17 protein-coding genes and 1 other RNA gene are annotated in these 17,420 nt (G+C 59.4%); 14 read left to right on the top strand and 4 right to left on the bottom strand.

The window, feature by feature from the left end; translation table 11 throughout:
• The first annotated feature begins 36 nt into the window (after positions 1-36).
• Both sspA and BN1135_RS06025 read left to right on the top strand, forming a co-directional pair.
• Positions 37-666: a stringent starvation protein SspA gene (gene sspA / locus BN1135_RS06030; protein ID WP_042019603.1), complete on the top strand. Its 630-nt coding sequence runs from the start codon at positions 37-39 to the stop codon at positions 664-666.
• The gene (locus tag BN1135_RS06025) at positions 663-1,088 is read left to right on the top strand and encodes a ClpXP protease specificity-enhancing factor (RefSeq protein ID WP_042019602.1); all 426 of its coding nucleotides are present in this window, start codon (positions 663-665) and stop codon (positions 1,086-1,088) included. Before sspA ends, BN1135_RS06025 begins: the two co-directional genes overlap by 4 nt.
• Before the next feature lie 42 nt (positions 1,089-1,130).
• Here the strand turns inward: BN1135_RS06025 and dolP are convergent, their stop codons facing one another.
• Genes dolP through BN1135_RS06005 form a run of 4 tightly spaced genes read right to left on the bottom strand, consistent with a single transcriptional unit; the run spans position 1,131 to position 4,414 of the window.
• Positions 1,131-1,709 (bottom strand): division/outer membrane stress-associated lipid-binding lipoprotein, encoded by a 579-nt coding sequence (gene dolP, locus BN1135_RS06020; protein ID WP_042019599.1) that lies wholly within the window; start codon positions 1,707-1,709, stop codon positions 1,131-1,133.
• Positions 1,710-1,713: 4 nt separating this feature from the next.
• Positions 1,714-2,304 carry a D-sedoheptulose-7-phosphate isomerase gene (locus tag BN1135_RS06015; RefSeq protein WP_042019598.1) on the bottom strand — a complete coding sequence of 197 codons (591 nt, stop codon included), beginning with the start codon at positions 2,302-2,304 and terminating at the stop codon, positions 1,714-1,716.
• Between the two features lie 9 nt (positions 2,305-2,313).
• The gene (locus BN1135_RS06010; RefSeq protein ID WP_042019596.1) at positions 2,314-2,685 is read right to left on the bottom strand and encodes a YraN family protein; all 372 of its coding nucleotides are present in this window, start codon (positions 2,683-2,685) and stop codon (positions 2,314-2,316) included.
• The gene (locus BN1135_RS06005) at positions 2,627-4,414 is read right to left on the bottom strand and encodes a penicillin-binding protein activator (RefSeq protein WP_042019595.1); all 1,788 of its coding nucleotides are present in this window, start codon (positions 4,412-4,414) and stop codon (positions 2,627-2,629) included. Before BN1135_RS06005 ends, BN1135_RS06010 begins: the two co-directional genes overlap by 59 nt.
• Before the next feature lie 199 nt (positions 4,415-4,613).
• Here BN1135_RS06005 and rsmI point away from each other — a divergent pair, with 199 nt between their 5' ends.
• The 12 genes from rsmI to murG all read left to right on the top strand — a co-directional run bounded on the left by rsmI (position 4,614) and on the right by murG (position 17,353).
• Entirely contained in the window at positions 4,614-5,447 is an 834-nt protein-coding gene (rsmI, locus tag BN1135_RS06000) for a 16S rRNA (cytidine(1402)-2'-O)-methyltransferase (RefSeq protein ID WP_042019593.1), read from the top strand.
• Positions 5,448-5,614: 167 nt separating this feature from the next.
• Positions 5,615-6,001: RNase P RNA component class A (gene rnpB / locus BN1135_RS21150), an RNA gene on the top strand.
• Between the two features lie 429 nt (positions 6,002-6,430).
• The gene (mraZ, locus tag BN1135_RS05995; protein WP_042019592.1) at positions 6,431-6,889 is read left to right on the top strand and encodes a division/cell wall cluster transcriptional repressor MraZ; all 459 of its coding nucleotides are present in this window, start codon (positions 6,431-6,433) and stop codon (positions 6,887-6,889) included.
• Complete coding sequence (rsmH, locus tag BN1135_RS05990) at positions 6,890-7,828, top strand: 16S rRNA (cytosine(1402)-N(4))-methyltransferase RsmH (RefSeq protein ID WP_042019591.1); 939 nt, start codon at positions 6,890-6,892, stop codon at positions 7,826-7,828. It begins immediately after the preceding gene.
• A 3-nt stretch (positions 7,829-7,831) separates the two neighbouring features.
• Positions 7,832-8,146: a cell division protein FtsL gene (ftsL, locus tag BN1135_RS05985; RefSeq protein WP_042019590.1), complete on the top strand. Its 315-nt coding sequence runs from the start codon at positions 7,832-7,834 to the stop codon at positions 8,144-8,146.
• Positions 8,143-9,897 carry a penicillin-binding transpeptidase domain-containing protein gene (locus tag BN1135_RS05980; RefSeq protein ID WP_042019589.1) on the top strand — a complete coding sequence of 585 codons (1,755 nt, stop codon included), beginning with the start codon at positions 8,143-8,145 and terminating at the stop codon, positions 9,895-9,897. Before ftsL ends, BN1135_RS05980 begins: the two co-directional genes overlap by 4 nt.
• Positions 9,881-11,377 (top strand): UDP-N-acetylmuramoyl-L-alanyl-D-glutamate--2,6-diaminopimelate ligase, encoded by a 1,497-nt coding sequence (murE, locus tag BN1135_RS05975; RefSeq protein WP_042019588.1) that lies wholly within the window; start codon positions 9,881-9,883, stop codon positions 11,375-11,377. The genes BN1135_RS05980 and murE overlap by 17 nt, the downstream gene beginning before the upstream one ends.
• Complete coding sequence (locus BN1135_RS05970; RefSeq protein ID WP_042019587.1) at positions 11,374-12,729, top strand: UDP-N-acetylmuramoyl-tripeptide--D-alanyl-D-alanine ligase; 1,356 nt, start codon at positions 11,374-11,376, stop codon at positions 12,727-12,729. The genes murE and BN1135_RS05970 overlap by 4 nt, the downstream gene beginning before the upstream one ends.
• The gene (mraY, locus tag BN1135_RS05965; RefSeq protein ID WP_042019586.1) at positions 12,723-13,805 is read left to right on the top strand and encodes a phospho-N-acetylmuramoyl-pentapeptide-transferase; all 1,083 of its coding nucleotides are present in this window, start codon (positions 12,723-12,725) and stop codon (positions 13,803-13,805) included. The genes BN1135_RS05970 and mraY overlap by 7 nt, the downstream gene beginning before the upstream one ends.
• 4 nt (positions 13,806-13,809) lie before the next feature.
• Entirely contained in the window at positions 13,810-15,093 is a 1,284-nt protein-coding gene (gene murD, locus BN1135_RS05960) for a UDP-N-acetylmuramoyl-L-alanine--D-glutamate ligase (protein WP_042019585.1), read from the top strand.
• Positions 15,090-16,271: a cell division protein FtsW gene (gene ftsW, locus BN1135_RS05955; protein ID WP_042019584.1), complete on the top strand. Its 1,182-nt coding sequence runs from the start codon at positions 15,090-15,092 to the stop codon at positions 16,269-16,271. The genes murD and ftsW overlap by 4 nt, the downstream gene beginning before the upstream one ends.
• Complete coding sequence (gene murG, locus BN1135_RS05950) at positions 16,271-17,353, top strand: undecaprenyldiphospho-muramoylpentapeptide beta-N-acetylglucosaminyltransferase (RefSeq protein ID WP_042019582.1); 1,083 nt, start codon at positions 16,271-16,273, stop codon at positions 17,351-17,353. The genes ftsW and murG overlap by 1 nt, the downstream gene beginning before the upstream one ends.
• The last annotated feature ends 67 nt before the right edge of the window (positions 17,354-17,420 follow it).

The following is a 17,420-nucleotide window of genomic DNA, read 5'->3' as shown; positions in this document are numbered from 1 at the left end:
ATTGCCGTTTCTGCTTTTTAATGACGGGAGGGTTCAATGGCTGTAGCTGCCAATAAGCGTTCGGTAATGACGCTGTTTTCCGGTGCCAACGATATGTTCAGCCATCAGGTGCGTATTGTCCTGGCGGAGAAGGGTGTTAGCGTGGATATCTGCCAGGTTGACCCAGCCAACCTGCCGGATGAGCTGGCCGAGCTGAACCCGTACAACACTGTACCGACCCTGGTGGATCGTGAGCTTGCTCTTTATACCTCACGCATCATCATGGAGTATCTGGACGAACGCTTCCCGCATCCGCCCCTGATGCCGGTTTATCCGGTTGCCCGTGGTAACAGCCGTCTGATGATGCATCGCATCGAGCTGGACTGGTACTCCCTGGCTGACAAGGTCATGGCCGGAACTGATGTAGACGCTGCACGCAACGAACTGCGTGATAATCTGCTGGCCATCGCCCCGATCTTTGGCGAAATGCCTTATTTCATGAGCGAAGAGTTCGGTCTGGTTGATTGCTACATGGCGCCGCTGTTGTGGCGTTTGCCGAGTCTGGGTATTGACCTCACCGGTCGTGGTGCCAAAGAGCTGAAGGCTTACATGGTTCGTTTGTTCGAACGTGAATCCTTCCAGGCATCCCTGACCGAAGCTGAACGCGAGATCCGTTCTGGCGTATGAGTAGCGAGCCAACAATGACCCCGAGCCGCCCCTATCTATTGCGGGCGTTCTTTGACTGGTTGCTGGACAATGACCTGACTCCCCATCTGGTGGTCAACGTCAACCTGCCTCATGTGATGGTACCGATGCAGTTTGCCCAGGATGGGCAGATTGTGCTGAATATCGCGCCTCGTGCCGTGATGCAATTTCACATGGACAATGATGCCATCAGCTTCAGCGCCCGTTTTGGCGGAGTATCCCAGCAGGTTTATATCCCGATGGCGGCTGTGTTGGCCATTCATGCCCGGGAGAACGGCGTGGGCACTATGTTTCCGCCCGAACCTGGTTATGATATTTGGCTGGAGCAGGCCGAAGCTCCGGTGGAGCCAGAGCCCGAACCGCCGCGTCCAAGCGGTCGTCCGACCCTGACAGTGATCAAATAAAAAACGCAGCCGATGGGCTGCGTTTTTTTATGCCGGTTTGGCTCAGTTCTGGGCGAACTCGAATGCCTTGATGACGCGTTTCACACCATCAACGTGGCGGGCAATCTCTACCGCTTGCTCCCCTTCCTGTCGGGTCACCAGGCCAATCAGAAATACTTCACTGTTTTCAGTAACGACTTTGACCTTGGCGCTGTCGAAGTTCTTGGTACCGAACATGTCGGCTTTTACCTTGGAGGTGATCCAGGAGTCATTGCTACGGGTGGTCAGGCTGGCCGGTTGTCCGAGGCGCAGCTCATTGTAGACATGCCGTACCCCTTCGATACGACCGACAATTTTGCCTGCTTCCAGCTTGTAAACGTCAGAAGGTGTCTGGCCAACCAGCAGGACACGGCCATTGTTGCTGTAGACGCTGATCTTGCTGGTGGCGCTCATTGGCTTGTTGTCGGCCAGCTGGTTGGCGGCTTTCAACTCTATGGTCTGGTCATCCCACTGGGCACTCATGGTGCGACGATCGCCGGAAACCTTGGCGGTCCCCGCGGCACCGCCGACTACCACGGCGGCGCAGCCTTGCAGCAGCAACGAGCCAGCGACGATGCCAAGGATGAGGATCTGCTTGTTCATTGGTTCAATCTTCCTGTTGCGGGAAAAGTGTCTGGTCGATGAGATCACAGAGACAGTGCAGGGTCAACAGGTTCACTTCCAGAATGCGAGGCCGACGGGCGGAAGGGACGCGGATCTCCACATCGTTGGGCCCCAGCAGGCCGGCCATCTCGCCACCGTCACCACCGCTCAGCACGACTATGGTCATGTCGCGGGAAAGGGCGGCTTCAGCGGCCTTGATCAGGCTACGGCTGTGGCCGGAGGTGGTGATTACTACCAGAATATCGCCCGGTTGGCCAAGTGCGCGGATCTGCTTGGCATAGACCTCTTCAAAACCGTGATCGGTGGCGATGGCACTGATGGTGGCCATATCGGCGGTCAGCGCCATGCCGGGCAGGGAAGGGCGCTGGGTTTCGTAGCAGTTGACCAGCTCCGAGATAAACAGCTGTGCCAGTGCGGCAGAAGGACCGTTACCGCATGCCAGCACCTTGTGGCCATTGAGCAGGCAGATGGTGATCATCTGGGCTGCCGTATGGATGGCATCCGGCAGCGCCTCGGCGGCAGCTATCTTGGTCTGGATGCTTTCGGTGTAGTTTTCTTTAATGCGGTCAGTCATAGGGTCCTCTTAAAATGCGTTCTGGATCCAGTCTGGCTGGTCACCCTCGAACGCGATCACATCGAATCGGCAGGCCTGATGAGCCTCGTTGATGGCATGTTGCTTTAAATAGTGGCGCGCTGCCAGCACGATCTTGCGCTGCTTTGCGCGGGTGACCGAGCTGGCGGCTCCGCCATGGCTGCTGTTGGCCCGGTAGCGCACCTCAACAAACACCAGGGTCTGGCCCTGGTGCATGATGAGGTCTATCTCACCGCCACGACAGCGATAGTTGCGAGCTACCGGTTGCAGGCCGCGGGCTTGCAACCAGCGTTCAGCCACTAGCTCAAAGTGCTGTCCCTTGGGTGTTGCTGAGGGGAACAGGCTCTGCAATTGCTGGCGCATCCGTTTCCATAGCTCCTTCACTGGATGGCTCCTCCAGTTGCTGAACAGCGTTCTCATCGACCAGCTTGCCGTTCTGGTAAGTGGCCCAGCTCAGCATCCGCACGATATTGCCCTGGGTATCCACGCTCAGTTGGCCGCTCATGCCAGCCTGTTGCATGCCACCGACCTTGCGCATCTGTTGCAGGTTTTCTGCCAGACTCACGGCATCGTAACCCATGGCAAACAGACGCAGCAGGTCACCCTGGATCTGTGGCCACAGTAGCGCAATCTGTTCGCGCTGGGTTTCATAACCACCAAGCAGCAGCGGCATGTCACCGATCCGCATGCCATTCAGCTCGGATGCGACTTCGGTGGCGGCGCTGTCGTAGCCACGGGAGCTGCTGTAGATGGGCAGGCTGCCCATCGGATTGACCGAGACATCCACGTAGGGCTTGATCATCCGGGTTTCCAGGCTGTTGGCCACCACATAAACGGCATCTATGCTGCGCGGTGCGGCATCAGAGAGTTGCACCACCTCGCCAGCACGGGCAGTTGAGCGGCCGCTCAGGGCGTTCTTGACCATCCCCTGCACTTCATTGCGGGCGCCAAAGGTGGCAACAACCGGCTTATCCTGGCTCAGGGTCGCCCAGCTCTGCTCGAAAGCCTTGATGCTGCCGTAGCCGATCCGCCCCTGGGCGGCAATCAGCAATGGCTTGCGGTAGCCTTGAGCGTAGAGGTACTGGGCGGCCTGCGCAGCATCGGCTGCGGCTGAGAGGGAGAAGTAGTAAGTGGTGTCGTTGACGATCGGCTTGTCCAGCTCGTTGAGCGCCAGTACCGGCACGGTCGGATTGGCCTGGAGCAGTGCCTCGACCCGATCTTTGAGCAGCGGGCCGATAATCATGTCTGCCCCTTCCTGGATCGCCTGCTTGTAAAGATCGCCAATCGCCTTGCTCTGGGTGTCGTAGAAGTTCAGGGTGAATTGCCCCTGATTCTCCTTGTAAGACATCAGCATGCCGTTGCGAATGGCGGATCCTTGTGGTTCCAGGTTACCGGAGAGCGGCAGTAGCACGGCAATCTGCTGCACCGAGGTACTGGCAGTGGTAGCCAGATCGCCCAATCCTGCTGGCATATCCTTCTGGGCCGGATGGTTGGGGAAGTCACGCTTCCAGCCTGCCAGCTGACGGGCCAGCAGGTTTGGCTGGGCGCCAAACTCATTGACCAGTGCCGCCAGTCGCAGCCAGCCAGTGGTCACGTCAGGTGCCTGGGCCTCTTCCAGCGCTTGCAGGGTGGAGGGGGTCATGCTTTTGAGCAACGACCAGATCTGCTGATGGTTGGTCGCCTGTTCGCTCTGATTGAGGTAGGGTTCCAGTGCAATCAACGACTTGGCTGCGCCAAACTTGTTGTTGATATCGAGCTGCAGCACCACGCGCTGGCGATACCAATCCTTCTGGGTATCGGCATCCAGCACCACCTCAGGTTTGCCTTCCAGCAGGATCAGCGCCTGATTGGCGTGGCCCTGTGCCAGCAACAGATGGGCTTGCAGCAGTTGCAGCTGCGCCTTCTGGGCGGGGTCCTTGGCCTGCTTCTGTAGCTGCTGGAACAGTGCCGAGGCCGGTTTGGCCTGGCCCAGCGCCAGATAACTGCGGGCCGCCAGCATCTGCCAGGTAAAGGCTTCGGCCGGCTTGGCCGGGTCCACCTGCTCAAGATACCACTGGGCATTCTTGGTCAGATTGGAGAACGCAGAGGGCATGCCTGACTGCCCTGACGGTTGATTGGGCTCCGACGCACAGGCGGCGAGCAGTACTGCCGCGAGTATGATGCCGAAGAGTCGTGATACACTTAGCTGCTTTGTAACCCGGTTCAAGTTCATTCCCCGACCAGTGTTGAAGTTAGCCATAGTGTAAACGGGCCAATATGGCGACACAATTGTCGGGACACTCGGAGATCCTATGAGTGACATCCCAACCCTGTATATAGTCCCCACTCCGATCGGCAATTTGGCGGATATCACCCAGCGTGCATTAAACATTTTACGCAGTGTTGATCTGGTGGCCGCTGAAGATACCCGACATACCGGTATCCTGCTCAGCCACTACCAAATCTCGGTGCCGACCTTCGCTCTGCACGACCACAATGAGCAGCAGAAGGCCGATGTGCTGATCGGCCGGATCAAAGAGGGCAAGAGTGTTGCGCTGGTCTCCGATGCTGGCACCCCGCTCATCAGCGATCCCGGTTACCACCTGGTCACCCGCTGTCGCGAGGCAGGGGTCAAGGTGGTGCCGCTGCCCGGCCCTTGCGCTGCCATTACCGCCTTGAGCGCGGCCGGTCTGCCCACCGATCGTTTTGCCTTCGAAGGCTTCCTGCCCGCCAAGAGCAAAGGCCGTGACGATCGTCTGCAAGCGGTTATCGAAGATACCCGTTCGCTGGTGTTCTACGAATCGCCGCGCCGGGTGCAGGATACCGTTGAAGCGATTGCGCGCATTCTCGGCGAGCGTCAGGTGGTGGTGTGCCGCGAACTGACTAAAACCTTTGAGTCGATCCATGGCCTGCCCGCCTCCGAGATGCTGACCTGGCTCGGTGAGGATGATAACCGTTGTCGCGGCGAGATCGTGTTGGTGGTTGCTGGGGCCAATAAGCATGAAGAGGACCTCCCTGCCGAGGCGATCCGTACCCTGGGACTGTTGGTGACCGAATTGCCGCTGAAAAAAGCTGCCGCCCTGACCGCCGAGATCCACGGTGTGAAGAAGAATGCCCTCTACAAATACGGCCTTGAGCACTATTAAGTCGTGTGATCGTGCCTGCTGGCTGCTTTCTAACCGGTGCAAACCAGCGTGCCAGCAAACTTTGGCTGCCAAGTCAGGGTTGAGGTGCGATAGAAGCACGATAAATCGCTGTAAACAGGAATTGCCGGTTTACCCCACCCGCATCGCAAGGCTATAATCCGCGCCTCGGAGTTGGTTGGGCAATCGCTGCTTCGTCGTTGTGTCCCTCGGGACAGACGGGCGGAGGGGAGGAAAGTCCGGGCTTCATAGGGCAGGGTGCCAGGTAACGCCTGGGGGGCGTAAGCCCACGACCAGTGCAACAGAGAGCAAACCGCCGATGGCCCGCAAGGGATCAGGTAAGGGTGAAAGGGTGCGGTAAGAGCGCACCGCGCGACTGGTAACAGTTCGTGGCACGGTAAACTCCACCCGAAGCAAGACCAAATAGGCCCCTATTGGCGCGGCCCGCGTTGGGGGCGGGTAGGTTGCTTGAGCCAGTGAGTGATTGCTGGCCTAGAGGAATGATTGCTACCCGGGGCAACCCGGTACAGAACCCGGCTTACAGGCCAACTCCGACCTCATTCCGAAGAGCCCTGCGATGAATCGCAGGGCTCTTTTTTTGCATATAGAAATATGGCTGCGCTGAACGAAGAAATGGGCTTTCTTGCAATTTATCGGCAATTAATTCGTTAAATCAATGAGATGTATTTATTTTGCTTCGAGTATTGGTCTGCTGACTCGCTGATTTGTGGTATCGATTGATTACTTATCAACGTATTTCATTAACTTATTGCAATAAATACTCAGGGTTTTACCACAAATAACTTGTGGAAAATCAACCCACTCAACCTGCAGTGTCCAAATGCTGCGTCAATATGTTCTCTCTGTCCCATCTCCTTGCTTGAAAAGCCCCTTCCACGTCCTTAAACTTCATGGTGGGGAAAAGTGGATCAAAGTGGTTTTTAGAGGGGCAATCAGCTCGCTCACTCACCTTCAGGGACTGCAATTTGTTGCGTGGCGCTCATGCCATCAGCCTGGACAGTAAAGGGCGGCTGGCTATTCCGACCAAATTCCGTGATTGGCTGCGCTCTGAGCGCGACGGCCAGCTGGTCTGCACCATCGATATTGCCCATCCCTGTCTGCTGCTTTATCCCCTGAACGAATGGGAAGAGGTTGAGCGCAAGCTCAAGACCCTTTCCAGCATGAATACGCAAGAGCGCCGTTTGCAGCGGCTGTTGCTGGGACATGCAACCGAATGCGAGCTGGATGGCAATGGCCGTCTGCTGCTCAGCCAGCCACTGCGCAACCATGCGGGGCTGGACAAGAAAATCATGTTGGTGGGCCAGCTCAACAAATTTGAGCTGTGGGATGAAGCCCGCTGGCAACAACAGGTCAATGACGACATCTTGGGTCTGCCCGGGGACGATTGGGCAAGCTCACCACGACTACAGGATTTCTCTTTATAAATGACCCAAGCCGCTGAACACATCACAGTGCTGTTGCACGAAGCCGTCGCAGGTCTGGACATCAAGCCGGACGGCGTTTACGTCGATGGTACTTTTGGCCGTGGTGGTCATTCTCGTCTGATCCTGCAGCACCTTGGCCCCAATGGCCGGTTGATCGCCATCGACCGCGATCCGCAGGCGATTGCCGAAGCGGCCAAGATCCAGGATCCCCGTTTCGAAATCGTCCATGGTCCTTTCTCCGGTATCGCCTCTTATCTTGATGAGCGTGGCTTGCTGGGCAAGGTGGATGGCTTTTTGCTGGATCTGGGGGTCTCGTCTCCCCAGCTGGACGATGCCGAGCGCGGATTCAGCTTTATGAAAGATGGCCCGCTCGATATGCGGATGGACCCCACCTCAGGCCAAAGTGCTGCCCAGTGGCTGGCCAAGGCTGATGTGGATGATATCGCCTGGGTGCTGAAGACCTTTGGTGAGGAGCGCTTTGCCAAGAAGATCGCTCGCGCCATCGTCCACGACCGTGTGACCGAGCCTTATGTGCGTACCCGTCAGCTGGCGGAGATGATTGCCCGGGTCAACCCGAGCAAGGAAAAAGGCAAGCATGCTGCAACACGCAGCTTTCAGGCCATCCGCATCTATATCAACAGCGAGCTGGACGAGATTGAAACCGCGCTCAACGGTGCGCTGGAAGTGTTGGCACCGCATGGCCGTCTGTCGGTGATCAGCTTCCATTCCCTGGAAGACAGATTGGTGAAGCATTTCATCCGCAAGCACGAGAAGGGGCCGGAAGTGCCTTACGGTATTCCGTTGACCGAGGCCCAGCTGGCTGGCGGTCGCAAATTGAAGTCGGTGGGTAAGGCCCTCAAGCCATCTGATTCTGAAGTGTCTGAAAATAGCCGCTCGCGCAGCTCGGTGCTGCGTGTCGCAGAGCGGTTGGCGGAGTAACCGATGAGCGAGGTGCGTGTTCATCTGGCCAAGGAGATCCTCCGTGATCTCTGGCGTCACAAGTTGCAGATTTTGCTGTCAGTGGCCGTGCTGGTCACCGCCTTTGCGGTGATCCTGGTGACCAACATGACTCGGGGTCTGACTGCCAAGCAGAACGATCTGATGGCCGAAGAAGATCGCCTCAATATCGAATGGCGCCATCTGCTGCTGGAGCAGGGCACCCTGGCTGAACACTCCCGGGTGGCGAGTCTGGCGATGGACAAGTTACAGATGGGACGTCCGCTGGTGACCACCGAGAAGGTAATTACCCAACCATGAAACGCAAGGCTACAGCCAAAGCTGCCAAAGCGACTGTCAAAGCGCCATCGATCTATCCGTGGCGCTTTCGCACGCTGGTGGTATTTATCGGCATCGCGTTTGTGGGTCTGATCCTGCGTCTGGCGTGGATCCAGGTGATCAACCCGGATCGTCTGCGTCAGGAGGGGGACATGCGTTCGCTGCGGACGACGTCCACCCAGGCGGTGCGCGGTATGATCACCGATCGCAATGGCGAGCAGCTGGCGGTTTCCGTGCCGGTCGAGGCGGTCTGGGCAGATCCCAAAACAGTCCATGAGTCCGGCGCCATCAATAACGAGCGGGCCTGGCTGGCATTATCAGCTGTGCTGAAACTCGACATCAATACGCTCAAGCACCGCCTTGCCAACCCCAGTAAGCGTTTCGTCTACCTGCAGCGTCAGGTGACGCCGGCGGTTGCCGAGTATATCAAGGGGTTAAAGCTTGGTGGGGTCTACCTGCGCCCTGAAGCGCGCCGTTTCTACCCGACTGGTGAGATCAGCGCCCATTTGGTGGGGGTGACCAACATCGATGACAACGGCATAGAAGGTATCGAGCGAAGCTACAACGAGTGGTTGACGGCCACCTCTGGCGAGATGCGGGTGCGTAAGGACCGTCAGGGTCGCGTCATTGAACGCCTTGGTGTCGTCAAAGAGGGCAAGAACGCCAACGATCTGCAACTCAGTATCGATCAGCGGGTGCAGGCACTGGCCTACCGTGCCCTCAAGCGGGCAACCGACGAGAACAAGGCGACCTCCGGCTCCATGGTGATGCTGGATATCAAGACTGGCGAAGTGCTCGCCATGGTCAACACCCCCTCTTACAACCCCAATAACCGTGGTCAGTATCAGAGCTTCCGGGTGCGCAACCGGGTAGTAACCGATACCTATGAGCCTGGCTCCACCATTAAGCCATTGATTTTGTTAAGTGGACTGCAGGCCGGGGTGACCAGCTGGAGAGACACCATTCCGGGTGGGCCGCTGTTTATCGGCGCCAAACAGATCAAGGACGTCAGTATTCACAAGGCGACCAACCTCTACGATATCCTGCGTTACTCCTCCAACATCGGTATGTCGCGCATCGCGCTGCGGATGCCGGCGCAGGAGATGATCAACACCCTCAGCATGTTTGGTTTCGGCATGGATACCGGCAGCGGGCTGATGGGCGAGAGCAGCGGCATGCTGCCCCAGCGTCGTCGCTGGTCCGATATTGAGCGGGCGACCCTCTCATTCGGCTATGGCCTGCGGGTCACCCCGTTGCAGCTGGCTTCCGCCTACGCCACCCTGGCCAACAAGGGCAAGCGGGTGCCGCTCTCCATCGTCAAGGTCACCACGCCGCCCAAGGGTGAGCAGGTGATCGACCACAACAACGCCTCAGCCATGTTGCAGGCGCTCGAGTATGTGGTCGACAACGCCATTCCAAAAGCCAAGATCCCGGGCTATCGGGTCGGCGGCAAGAGTGGTACCGCCAAGGTCGCCGTCGCTGGTGGCTATGGCAAGGATTACATGGCCTGGTTTGCCGGTTTCGCCCCAGCCAGTGACCCCCGTTTCGTCATGGTGGTGGTGATCAACGAGCCGAAAGGCAGCGCCTATTATGGCGGCGCCGTGGCGACCCCACCGTTTGCAGAGGCCATGGGCGGGGTGCTGCAGCTCTTCAATATTCGTCCTGATGCGGTGCCCACAGCGGTGCCCACCAAACTTGCCCGTACGGAGGCTTCCCTTGTCCCGCGCACATGAGTACCGCGTACTTGATGCATTACTGCGCCCCTTCGGCATTCAGGCGCCGGCGCTCACCCTGACCGATATCCAGCTGGATAGTCGGCGGGTCGGCCCCGGCTCGCTCTTCGTGGCCATTCGCGGTCATCAGGTGGATGGCAGACGCTTTATCGAACAGGCGGTGGCTCAGGGAGCGACCGCTGTTGTGTTTGAGGAGGATGGTGAATTTATCCCGCCATCGACTCCGGTTCCCTGTATCGGGATGCGGGAGCTGCCCGCTCATCTTTCTGCTCTCTCAGGGTATTTCTACGACCAGCCAGCCAAAAAACTTGAACTGGTGGGGATCACCGGGACCAACGGCAAGAGCACCACGGCGCTGCTGGTTGCCAACTGGCGCACCCTGCTGGGTGGCAAGGCTGGCGTGATGGGCACCATCGGCAATGGCCTGTTTGGCACGCTAATCGAAGCAGAAAACACCACCGGCAGCGCCGTGCAGGTACAGTCCACGCTGGCTGCGCTGCAAGAGCTGGGGGCGGATCTGGTGGCGATGGAGGTCTCCAGCCACGGTCTGGTGCAGCACCGTGTCGCCGCACTGCCGTTTGCCGCCGCCGTTTTCACCAACCTGAGCCGGGATCACCTCGACTATCACGGCACCATGGCAGCCTATGGCGCGGCCAAAGAGCAGCTGCTGCAGCTGGTCGATGAGTCAAATGCGGTGATCAACCGCGATGACGAGTTGGGTGTCAAGTGGCTCGAAAAATACCCGGCTGCGGTGGCCTTCAGTGTGGATGGCCCGATTGAACACCATTCTGGCCGTCAATTAACGGCGCAGCAGCTCGATTTTCACCAGCAAGGTTTTCGCGCGCAGATTAACTCCAGCTGGGGGAATGGTGTATTATCCGCCCCCTTGCTCGGGCGCTTCAACGTCAGCAATGTGCTGGCGGCGATGGGGGTGATGCTGGTGCTCGGTTACGACTTCAACGAGCTGCTGGCGACTGCACCTCAACTGCAGCCGGTGACCGGTCGCATGGAGTGTTTCGGCGGTGGCGATACGCCGCTGGCAGTGGTCGATTACGCCCACACCCCGGATGCGCTGGAAAAGGCATTGCAGGCCCTGCGGGTGCACTGCCAAGGTCAGCTCTGGTGTCTGGTTGGCTGTGGCGGCGACCGCGATCGCGGCAAGCGCCCCATGATGGCGGCGATGGCCGAGCAGTATGCGGATCGCGTGATCCTGACCGACGACAATCCCCGTACCGAGGAGCCGGCCCGGATCATGGCCGACATGGTGGCGGGTCTTCGCGATCCTGCTGCGGTGCAGGTGGAGCACGATCGGGTCAAGGCGATTGCGCTGGCCATCGGTCAGGCGAGCAAACAGGACATCATCCTGGTGGCCGGTAAGGGCCACGAGGATTATCAGATCATTGGAACAGACAAGCGGCACTACAGCGATCGGGAAACCGTCGCAGCCGCCTTGCACACATTACTGGAGTCATTCACATGATGACCCTCAAGCTTGCCGAGCTGGCGCAGGTACTCGATGCCCGTCTGATTGGTGAAGATGGCGAGATCACCGCAGTCAGTACCGACACCCGCACCCTGGGTGCCGGTGCCCTGTTCGTTGCCCTGCGCGGCGAGCGCTTCGATGCCCATGATTTTTGCGAGCAGGCCGTTCAGGCAGGGGCCTCTGCCCTGCTGGTCGAGCGTGAACTGCCGCTGGAGATTCCCCAGCTGGTGGTGGCCGACAGCCTCAAGGGGCTGGGTCGTCTCGGCAAGCTGGTGCGCGAGCGCATCAATCCGAAAGTGCTGGCCATTACCGGCAGCTGTGGCAAGACCACAGTGAAGGAGATGGCGACCGCCATCCTGCGTAACGAAGGGGAAGTGCTGGCCACCGCTGGCAACTTCAACAACGAGGTGGGGGTGCCACTCACCCTGCTGCGCCTCGAGCCGCAACACCGGTTTGCAGTGATGGAGCTGGGTGCCAACCATCCGGGCGAAATCGCCTGGACTACTTCACTGGCCAAACCCGATGCCGCCATCATCAACAACGTGGCGGCAGCCCATCTTGAGGGCTTCGGCTCGCTGGAAGGGGTGTTCCACGCCAAGAGCGAAATCTTTGAGGGGCTGAGCGAAGGCGGCACCTCCATCGTCAATGCCGACAACGAATTCTGGCCCAAGTGGCGGGAACGCGGCATTCAGTGCGCCTTCTCCATCGAAGATCAGAGCCAGCCGTTCCACGCGCGCAACGTTGTACTCAACGAACAAGGTTGTGCCGAGTTCGTGATGGTGACCCCGCAGGGTGAGCTGAGCCTGACTCTGGCGATCCCGGGTCGCCACAACGTGGCCAATGCGTTAGCTGCCGCCGCGGGCTGTCTGGCCCTCGGCGCATCCCTCGACTCCGTCAAGGCGGGGCTGGAACAGATGGCACCGGTCAAGGGGCGCTTCTGCGTCCAGCGCTGGGGTGGTCTGACTCTGGTGGATGATACCTATAACGCCAGCGTGGAATCCGTGCTGGCTGGCATCGATGCCCTGACCGCCATGGGCGGCTTCAAGGTGCTGGTGTTCGGTGATATGCGGGAACTGGGTGAGGAGTCTGCCGAGCAACACGCCCGGGTTGGCCGTCATGCCCGCGAGTGCGGTCTGGACGCCGTGCTGACAGTAGGGGAAGAGAGTCGCCACACCGCAGATGCCGCGGCGGGCCGACATTTCGATAACAAGGCGTCGTTGTTTGAAGTGCTTGCGCAAATGATAAATACACATCAGGAAATTTCGATTTTGGTCAAGGGTGCCCGTGGCTCCCGTATGGAAGATATCGTCGAGATGGTCAAAGGCCATCAGGAGTCAGCCACATGCTAGTCTGGCTGGCGGAATTGCTCACCCCGCACTTCACCTTCTTCAACGTCTTCTCCTATCTGACGTTTCGCGCCATCCTGTCGATCATTACCGGACTGGGGGTCGCCCTCTGGATGGGGCCACGGCTGATCCGGCGCCTGCAGATCCTCAAATTCGGCCAGGTGATCCGCAACGATGGCCCCGAGTCTCACCTCAGCAAGCGAGGCACCCCGACCATGGGTGGCCTGATGATCATTGCATCCATCTTTATCTCGGTGCTGCTGTGGGGCCGTCTCGACAACGGCTATGTCTGGCTGGTGCTGTTCGTGCTTGGTGCTTACGGTGCCATCGGCTTTGCCGACGATTACCTCAAGGTGGTACGCAAGAATACCGACGGTCTGATTGCCCGCTGGAAGTACTTCTGGCAGTCCGCGGTGGCACTGGTGGTAGCGGTTATCCTCTACTGCACAGCGACCCATGATGGCCAGACTCAGCTGGTAGTGCCTTTTTTCAAGGATGTGATGCCGCAACTGGGGTTGATGTTTATCGTGCTGACCTACTTTGTCATCGTCGGCACCTCCAATGCGGTTAACCTGACCGATGGTCTCGATGGTCTGGCCATCATGCCGACCGTGATGGTGGCGGGGGGCTTTGCCCTGATCGCCTGGGCCACCGGTAACGTCAATTTTGCCAACTACCTGCACATTCCCTATGTACCCTATACCTCCGAGCTGGTGATCGTCTGTACCGCCATTGTCGGGGCGGGTCTGGGGTTCCTCTGGTTTAACACCTATCCGGCCCAGGTCTTCATGGGAGATGTGGGATCGCTGGCCCTTGGCGGCGCGCTCGGTACTATCGCCGTGCTGGTTCGTCAGGAGTTCCTGTTGGTGATCATGGGTGGCGTGTTTGTAATGGAAACGCTGTCGGTGATCCTGCAGGTGGGCTCTTACAAATTGCGTGGCGTGCGGATCTTCCGCATGGCGCCGATCCATCACCACTATGAGAAGAAGGGCTGGCCCGAGCCGCGCGTCATCGTGCGCTTCTGGATCATCACCCTCGTTCTCGTGTTGCTGGGTCTTGCCACCCTGAAGGTGCGATAAGACCATGGTCATCATCATCGGATTGGGCAAAACCGGACTCTCCTGCGTCGATTATTTCCTCAGCCGTGGCGTGACGCCGCTGGTGATGGATACCCGCGCCAACCCGCCCGGCAAGGATCAACTGCCGCCAGAGGTGGAGTTGATCCACGGGCTAGACGAGGCGCTGCTCAAGCAGGCGCACATGATAGTAGCGAGTCCCGGTATTGCGCTGGCAACTCCCGAGCTGAAAGCCGCCGCTGAGCGTGGTGTGCAGATCATTGGCGACATCGAGCTGTTTGTCCGCGAGACCCAGACCCCGGTCATCGCCATCACCGGCTCCAACGGCAAGAGCACAGTCACCACCCTGGTGGGCGAGATGATTGCCGAAGCCGGGCTCAAGGTTGGCGTCGGTGGCAATATCGGCATCCCTGCGCTGGAGTTGCTCAAGCAACCGATGGACCTCTGTGTGCTGGAGCTATCGAGCTTCCAGCTCGAGACCACCTACAGTCTGCGTGCTGCGGCGTCCGTGGTGCTGAACCTCAGTGAAGATCACATGGATCGCTATCAGGGCATGGCTGACTATCGCGCCGCCAAGATGGAGATCCATCAGCACTCCAAACATATTCTGGTCAATCGCGACGATGCCCAGACCCTGCCCGATGTGGGTCAGGTGTGGCAGAGCTTTGGTCTCGATTGCAATGGCTACGGCCGCTGCCTGCTGGATGGCCGCTACTGGCTGACCCTGCATGGCGAACCGCTGCTGGCGGTGGACGAGATGAAGATCGTCGGCACCCACAATCAGGCCAACGCCCTCGCAGCCATGGCGCTGTGCGATGCGGTCGGTATTCCTCGTGCTGCCCAGCTCACCGTGCTGCGCCGCTTTGAAGGCTTGCCCCACCGCGCCCGCTTCGTGCGGGAGGTAAACGGGGTGCGCTGGATCAATGACTCCAAAGCCACCAACGTGGGGGCCACTCTGGCTGCCGTTGCCGGTGTGCGCGAGTCGGTGCAGGGACGCCTGTTGCTGCTGGCTGGTGGTCAGGGAAAAGGGCAGGATTTTGGCCCGATCCAGGCGCTGCTGGGCAACCAGATCGATCACATGTACTGCTTCGGTCAGGATGCCGAGGTGCTGCTGGCGCTGGGCGAGCAGACTGAGCTGGTCGCCGATCTGGCGGCCGCGGTCGCCAAGGCGGCGGCGGATGCCAAGCCCGGTGACTGGGTGCTGCTGGCGCCGGCCTGTGCCAGCCTCGATCAGTTCAAGTCATTCGAGGTACGCGGCGATCGCTTCACCGAGATGGTACAGATGCTATGAACGCCCTTCGCGCAGCAGCAGGTCTGTTCCAGCGCTGGTTGTTACCGGCGCGTCCTGCCGGTCTTTACGATCGGCAGCTGGTACTGCTGGCGCTTTCCCTGATGGCGGTGGGGGTGGTCATCGTAGCCTCGGCGTCGATCCCGGAAGGGATTGCGCTGGGGGATGACCCCTTCATGTTCGTCAAGCGGCATGGTCTGTTTCTGGTGATGGCGCTGGGGATCTCCTGGTTTGTGCTGCAGGTGCCGATGGCCCGCTGGCAACAGTACAACGGCCCTATGCTGGTGCTGGCGATCCTGATGTTGGTGCTGGTGCTGCTGGTGGGTCGCAACGTTAACGGTGCGGTGCGCTGGTTGCCGCTCGGCCCTTTCAACCTGCAGCCTGCTGAATTTGGCAAACTGGCGCTGTTTGTCTATCTGGCCGGTTATCTGGTGCGCCGTCAGAGCGAAGTGCGGGAAGCCTGGTTCGGCTTCCTCAAGCCGTTGGCGGTATTCGGCGTACTGGCAAGTTTACTGCTGCTGCAGCCGGATCTGGGTTCCACCGTGGTAATGTTCGTCACCTCGTTTGGCATGCTGTTTCTGGCGGGGGCAAAGCTGGGGCAATTTATCACCCTGATCGGTGCCGGGCTGGGGGTGGTTGTGATGCTGATTATTGCAGCACCGTACCGGATGAGACGGGTCACCTCTTTTATGGACCCCTGGGCCGATCCGTTTGGCAGTGGCTACCAGTTGACCCAGTCGCTGATGGCATTTGGCCGCGGCAGCTGGTTTGGTGAGGGGCTTGGCAACTCCATCCAGAAGATGGAGTACCTGCCGGAAGCGCACACCGACTTCGTGTTTGCGATCCTCGGTGAAGAGCTCGGTTATGTCGGGGTGCTGGGCGCCCTGTTCCTGATTTTTGCGCTGGCGATCAAGGCTCTCAAGCTGGGTCATCGGGCACTGGTGGCAGATCGGCTCTATGACGGCTATCTGGCCATCGGCATCGGCATCTGGTTCAGCTTTCAGACCTTCGTTAACGTCGGGGCGGCCAGTGGCATGATGCCGACCAAGGGCTTGACCCTGCCGCTGGTCAGTTATGGCGGTTCCAGTCTCATCATCATGACGGTGGCGGTGAGCATGTTGATTCGAATTGATTTTGAGTTGCGTCAGGCGACAGCCCAGGCGCGCGTGCGGGAGGTTTAGTGAGCAAGACTCTGTTGGTGATGGCAGGTGGTACCGGTGGACATGTGTTCCCCGGTCTGGCCGTGGCCGATCGCCTGAAGGCCCAGGGCTGGACTGTCCACTGGCTCGGCACTGCCGACCGGATGGAGGCTGAATTGGTGCCTGCCCATGGCTATCCCATCTCCTTTATCGATATTCAGGGGGTGCGCGGCAACGGTATCAAGCGGTTGCTGGTGGCACCCTACCGTATCGTCAAGTCGATCCTGCAGGCGCGTCAGGTGCTCAAGACAGTTCGCCCAGACGTGGTGCTCGGCATGGGCGGCTTTGCCTCCGGTCCGGGCGGGGTAGCGGCCTGGTTCTCCGGCATCCCGTTGCTGCTCCATGAGCAGAATGCGGCAGCCGGTATGACCAACAAATTGTTGGCACGCATCGCCAAGAGGGTGTTGATGGCATTTCCGGGGGCCTTCGCGCCGAGCCGTCGCACCGCTGTGGTGGGTAATCCGGTGCGCCCGGAAGTGGTGGCCTTGCCGGATCCCCAACTGCGCAGCAGCAGCGAACCGCTGAATCTGCTGATCGTCGGTGGCAGTCTGGGGGCCCGGGTGCTCAACGAGCAGGTTCCTGCTGCAGTGGCGGCGGCCGGTGTGCCGATTGCTGTACGTCATCAGTGTGGCAAGGGCAATGGCGAGACAGTCTCCGCCGCCTACACCCAACACGGCATCAATGCCGAGGTGAGCGAATTTATCAAGGATATGGCCGGTGCCTATGCCTGGGCCGACCTGGTGGTTTGCCGAGCGGGGGCCCTGACGGTCTCCGAAGTGGCTGCCGCCGGTGTGGCCGCCATTTTCGTGCCATTGCCCCATGCGGTGGATGATCACCAGACCCGTAACGCCCTGACGCTGGTCGACGGTGGTGCGGCAGAGTTCCTGCCCCAATCCGAGTTGAATGCCGTTTCGCTGGCGGCGCGTCTGACCTGGCTGGCTGGTCGCCGGGAGACCCTGTTTAACATGGCGAAGGCGGCCCGTCGCGTTGCTATTACGGATGCGGCCGAGCGGGTAGCGGACGAGTGCAAGCGACTCGCAACCGGGCAGAGTGGTAAAGATTGATGAGCAAGGTTGCAGCGGCGACCCCGTGCAGCCTTGTACCTGACTATATTGATGCCGCCGTGTGACC

It is taken from the genome of Aeromonas sobria (genome assembly GCF_000820145.1).
Lineage (GTDB): Bacteria > Pseudomonadota > Gammaproteobacteria > Enterobacterales > Aeromonadaceae > Aeromonas > Aeromonas sobria.
The sequence above is the reverse complement of the archived record's forward strand: the minus strand, read 5'-3'. Positions and strand labels throughout refer to the sequence as shown.

What these genes read in the sequence shown, in the direction of transcription:
- BN1135_RS05980 (WP_042019589.1), top strand. Translation starts at nt 8,143, where the DNA reads ATGAAACGCAAGGCTACAGCCAAAGCTGCCAAAGCGACTGTCAAAGCG.
- BN1135_RS06010 (WP_042019596.1), bottom strand. Translation starts at nt 2,685, where the DNA reads ATGCGCCAGCAATTGCAGAGCCTGTTCCCCTCAGCAACACCCAAGGGA.
- murD (WP_042019585.1), top strand. Translation starts at nt 13,810, where the DNA reads ATGGTCATCATCATCGGATTGGGCAAAACCGGACTCTCCTGCGTCGAT.
- sspA (WP_042019603.1), top strand. Translation starts at nt 37, where the DNA reads ATGGCTGTAGCTGCCAATAAGCGTTCGGTAATGACGCTGTTTTCCGGT.
- ftsL (WP_042019590.1), top strand. Translation starts at nt 7,832, where the DNA reads ATGAGCGAGGTGCGTGTTCATCTGGCCAAGGAGATCCTCCGTGATCTC.
- mraY (WP_042019586.1), top strand. Translation starts at nt 12,723, where the DNA reads ATGCTAGTCTGGCTGGCGGAATTGCTCACCCCGCACTTCACCTTCTTC.
- dolP (WP_042019599.1), bottom strand. Translation starts at nt 1,709, where the DNA reads ATGAACAAGCAGATCCTCATCCTTGGCATCGTCGCTGGCTCGTTGCTG.
- ftsW (WP_042019584.1), top strand. Translation starts at nt 15,090, where the DNA reads ATGAACGCCCTTCGCGCAGCAGCAGGTCTGTTCCAGCGCTGGTTGTTA.
- rsmH (WP_042019591.1), top strand. Translation starts at nt 6,890, where the DNA reads ATGACCCAAGCCGCTGAACACATCACAGTGCTGTTGCACGAAGCCGTC.
- BN1135_RS06025 (WP_042019602.1), top strand. Translation starts at nt 663, where the DNA reads ATGAGTAGCGAGCCAACAATGACCCCGAGCCGCCCCTATCTATTGCGG.
- BN1135_RS06005 (WP_042019595.1), bottom strand. Translation starts at nt 4,414, where the DNA reads ATGCCCTCTGCGTTCTCCAATCTGACCAAGAATGCCCAGTGGTATCTT.
- BN1135_RS05970 (WP_042019587.1), top strand. Translation starts at nt 11,374, where the DNA reads ATGATGACCCTCAAGCTTGCCGAGCTGGCGCAGGTACTCGATGCCCGT.
- BN1135_RS06015 (WP_042019598.1), bottom strand. Translation starts at nt 2,304, where the DNA reads ATGACTGACCGCATTAAAGAAAACTACACCGAAAGCATCCAGACCAAG.
- rsmI (WP_042019593.1), top strand. Translation starts at nt 4,614, where the DNA reads ATGAGTGACATCCCAACCCTGTATATAGTCCCCACTCCGATCGGCAAT.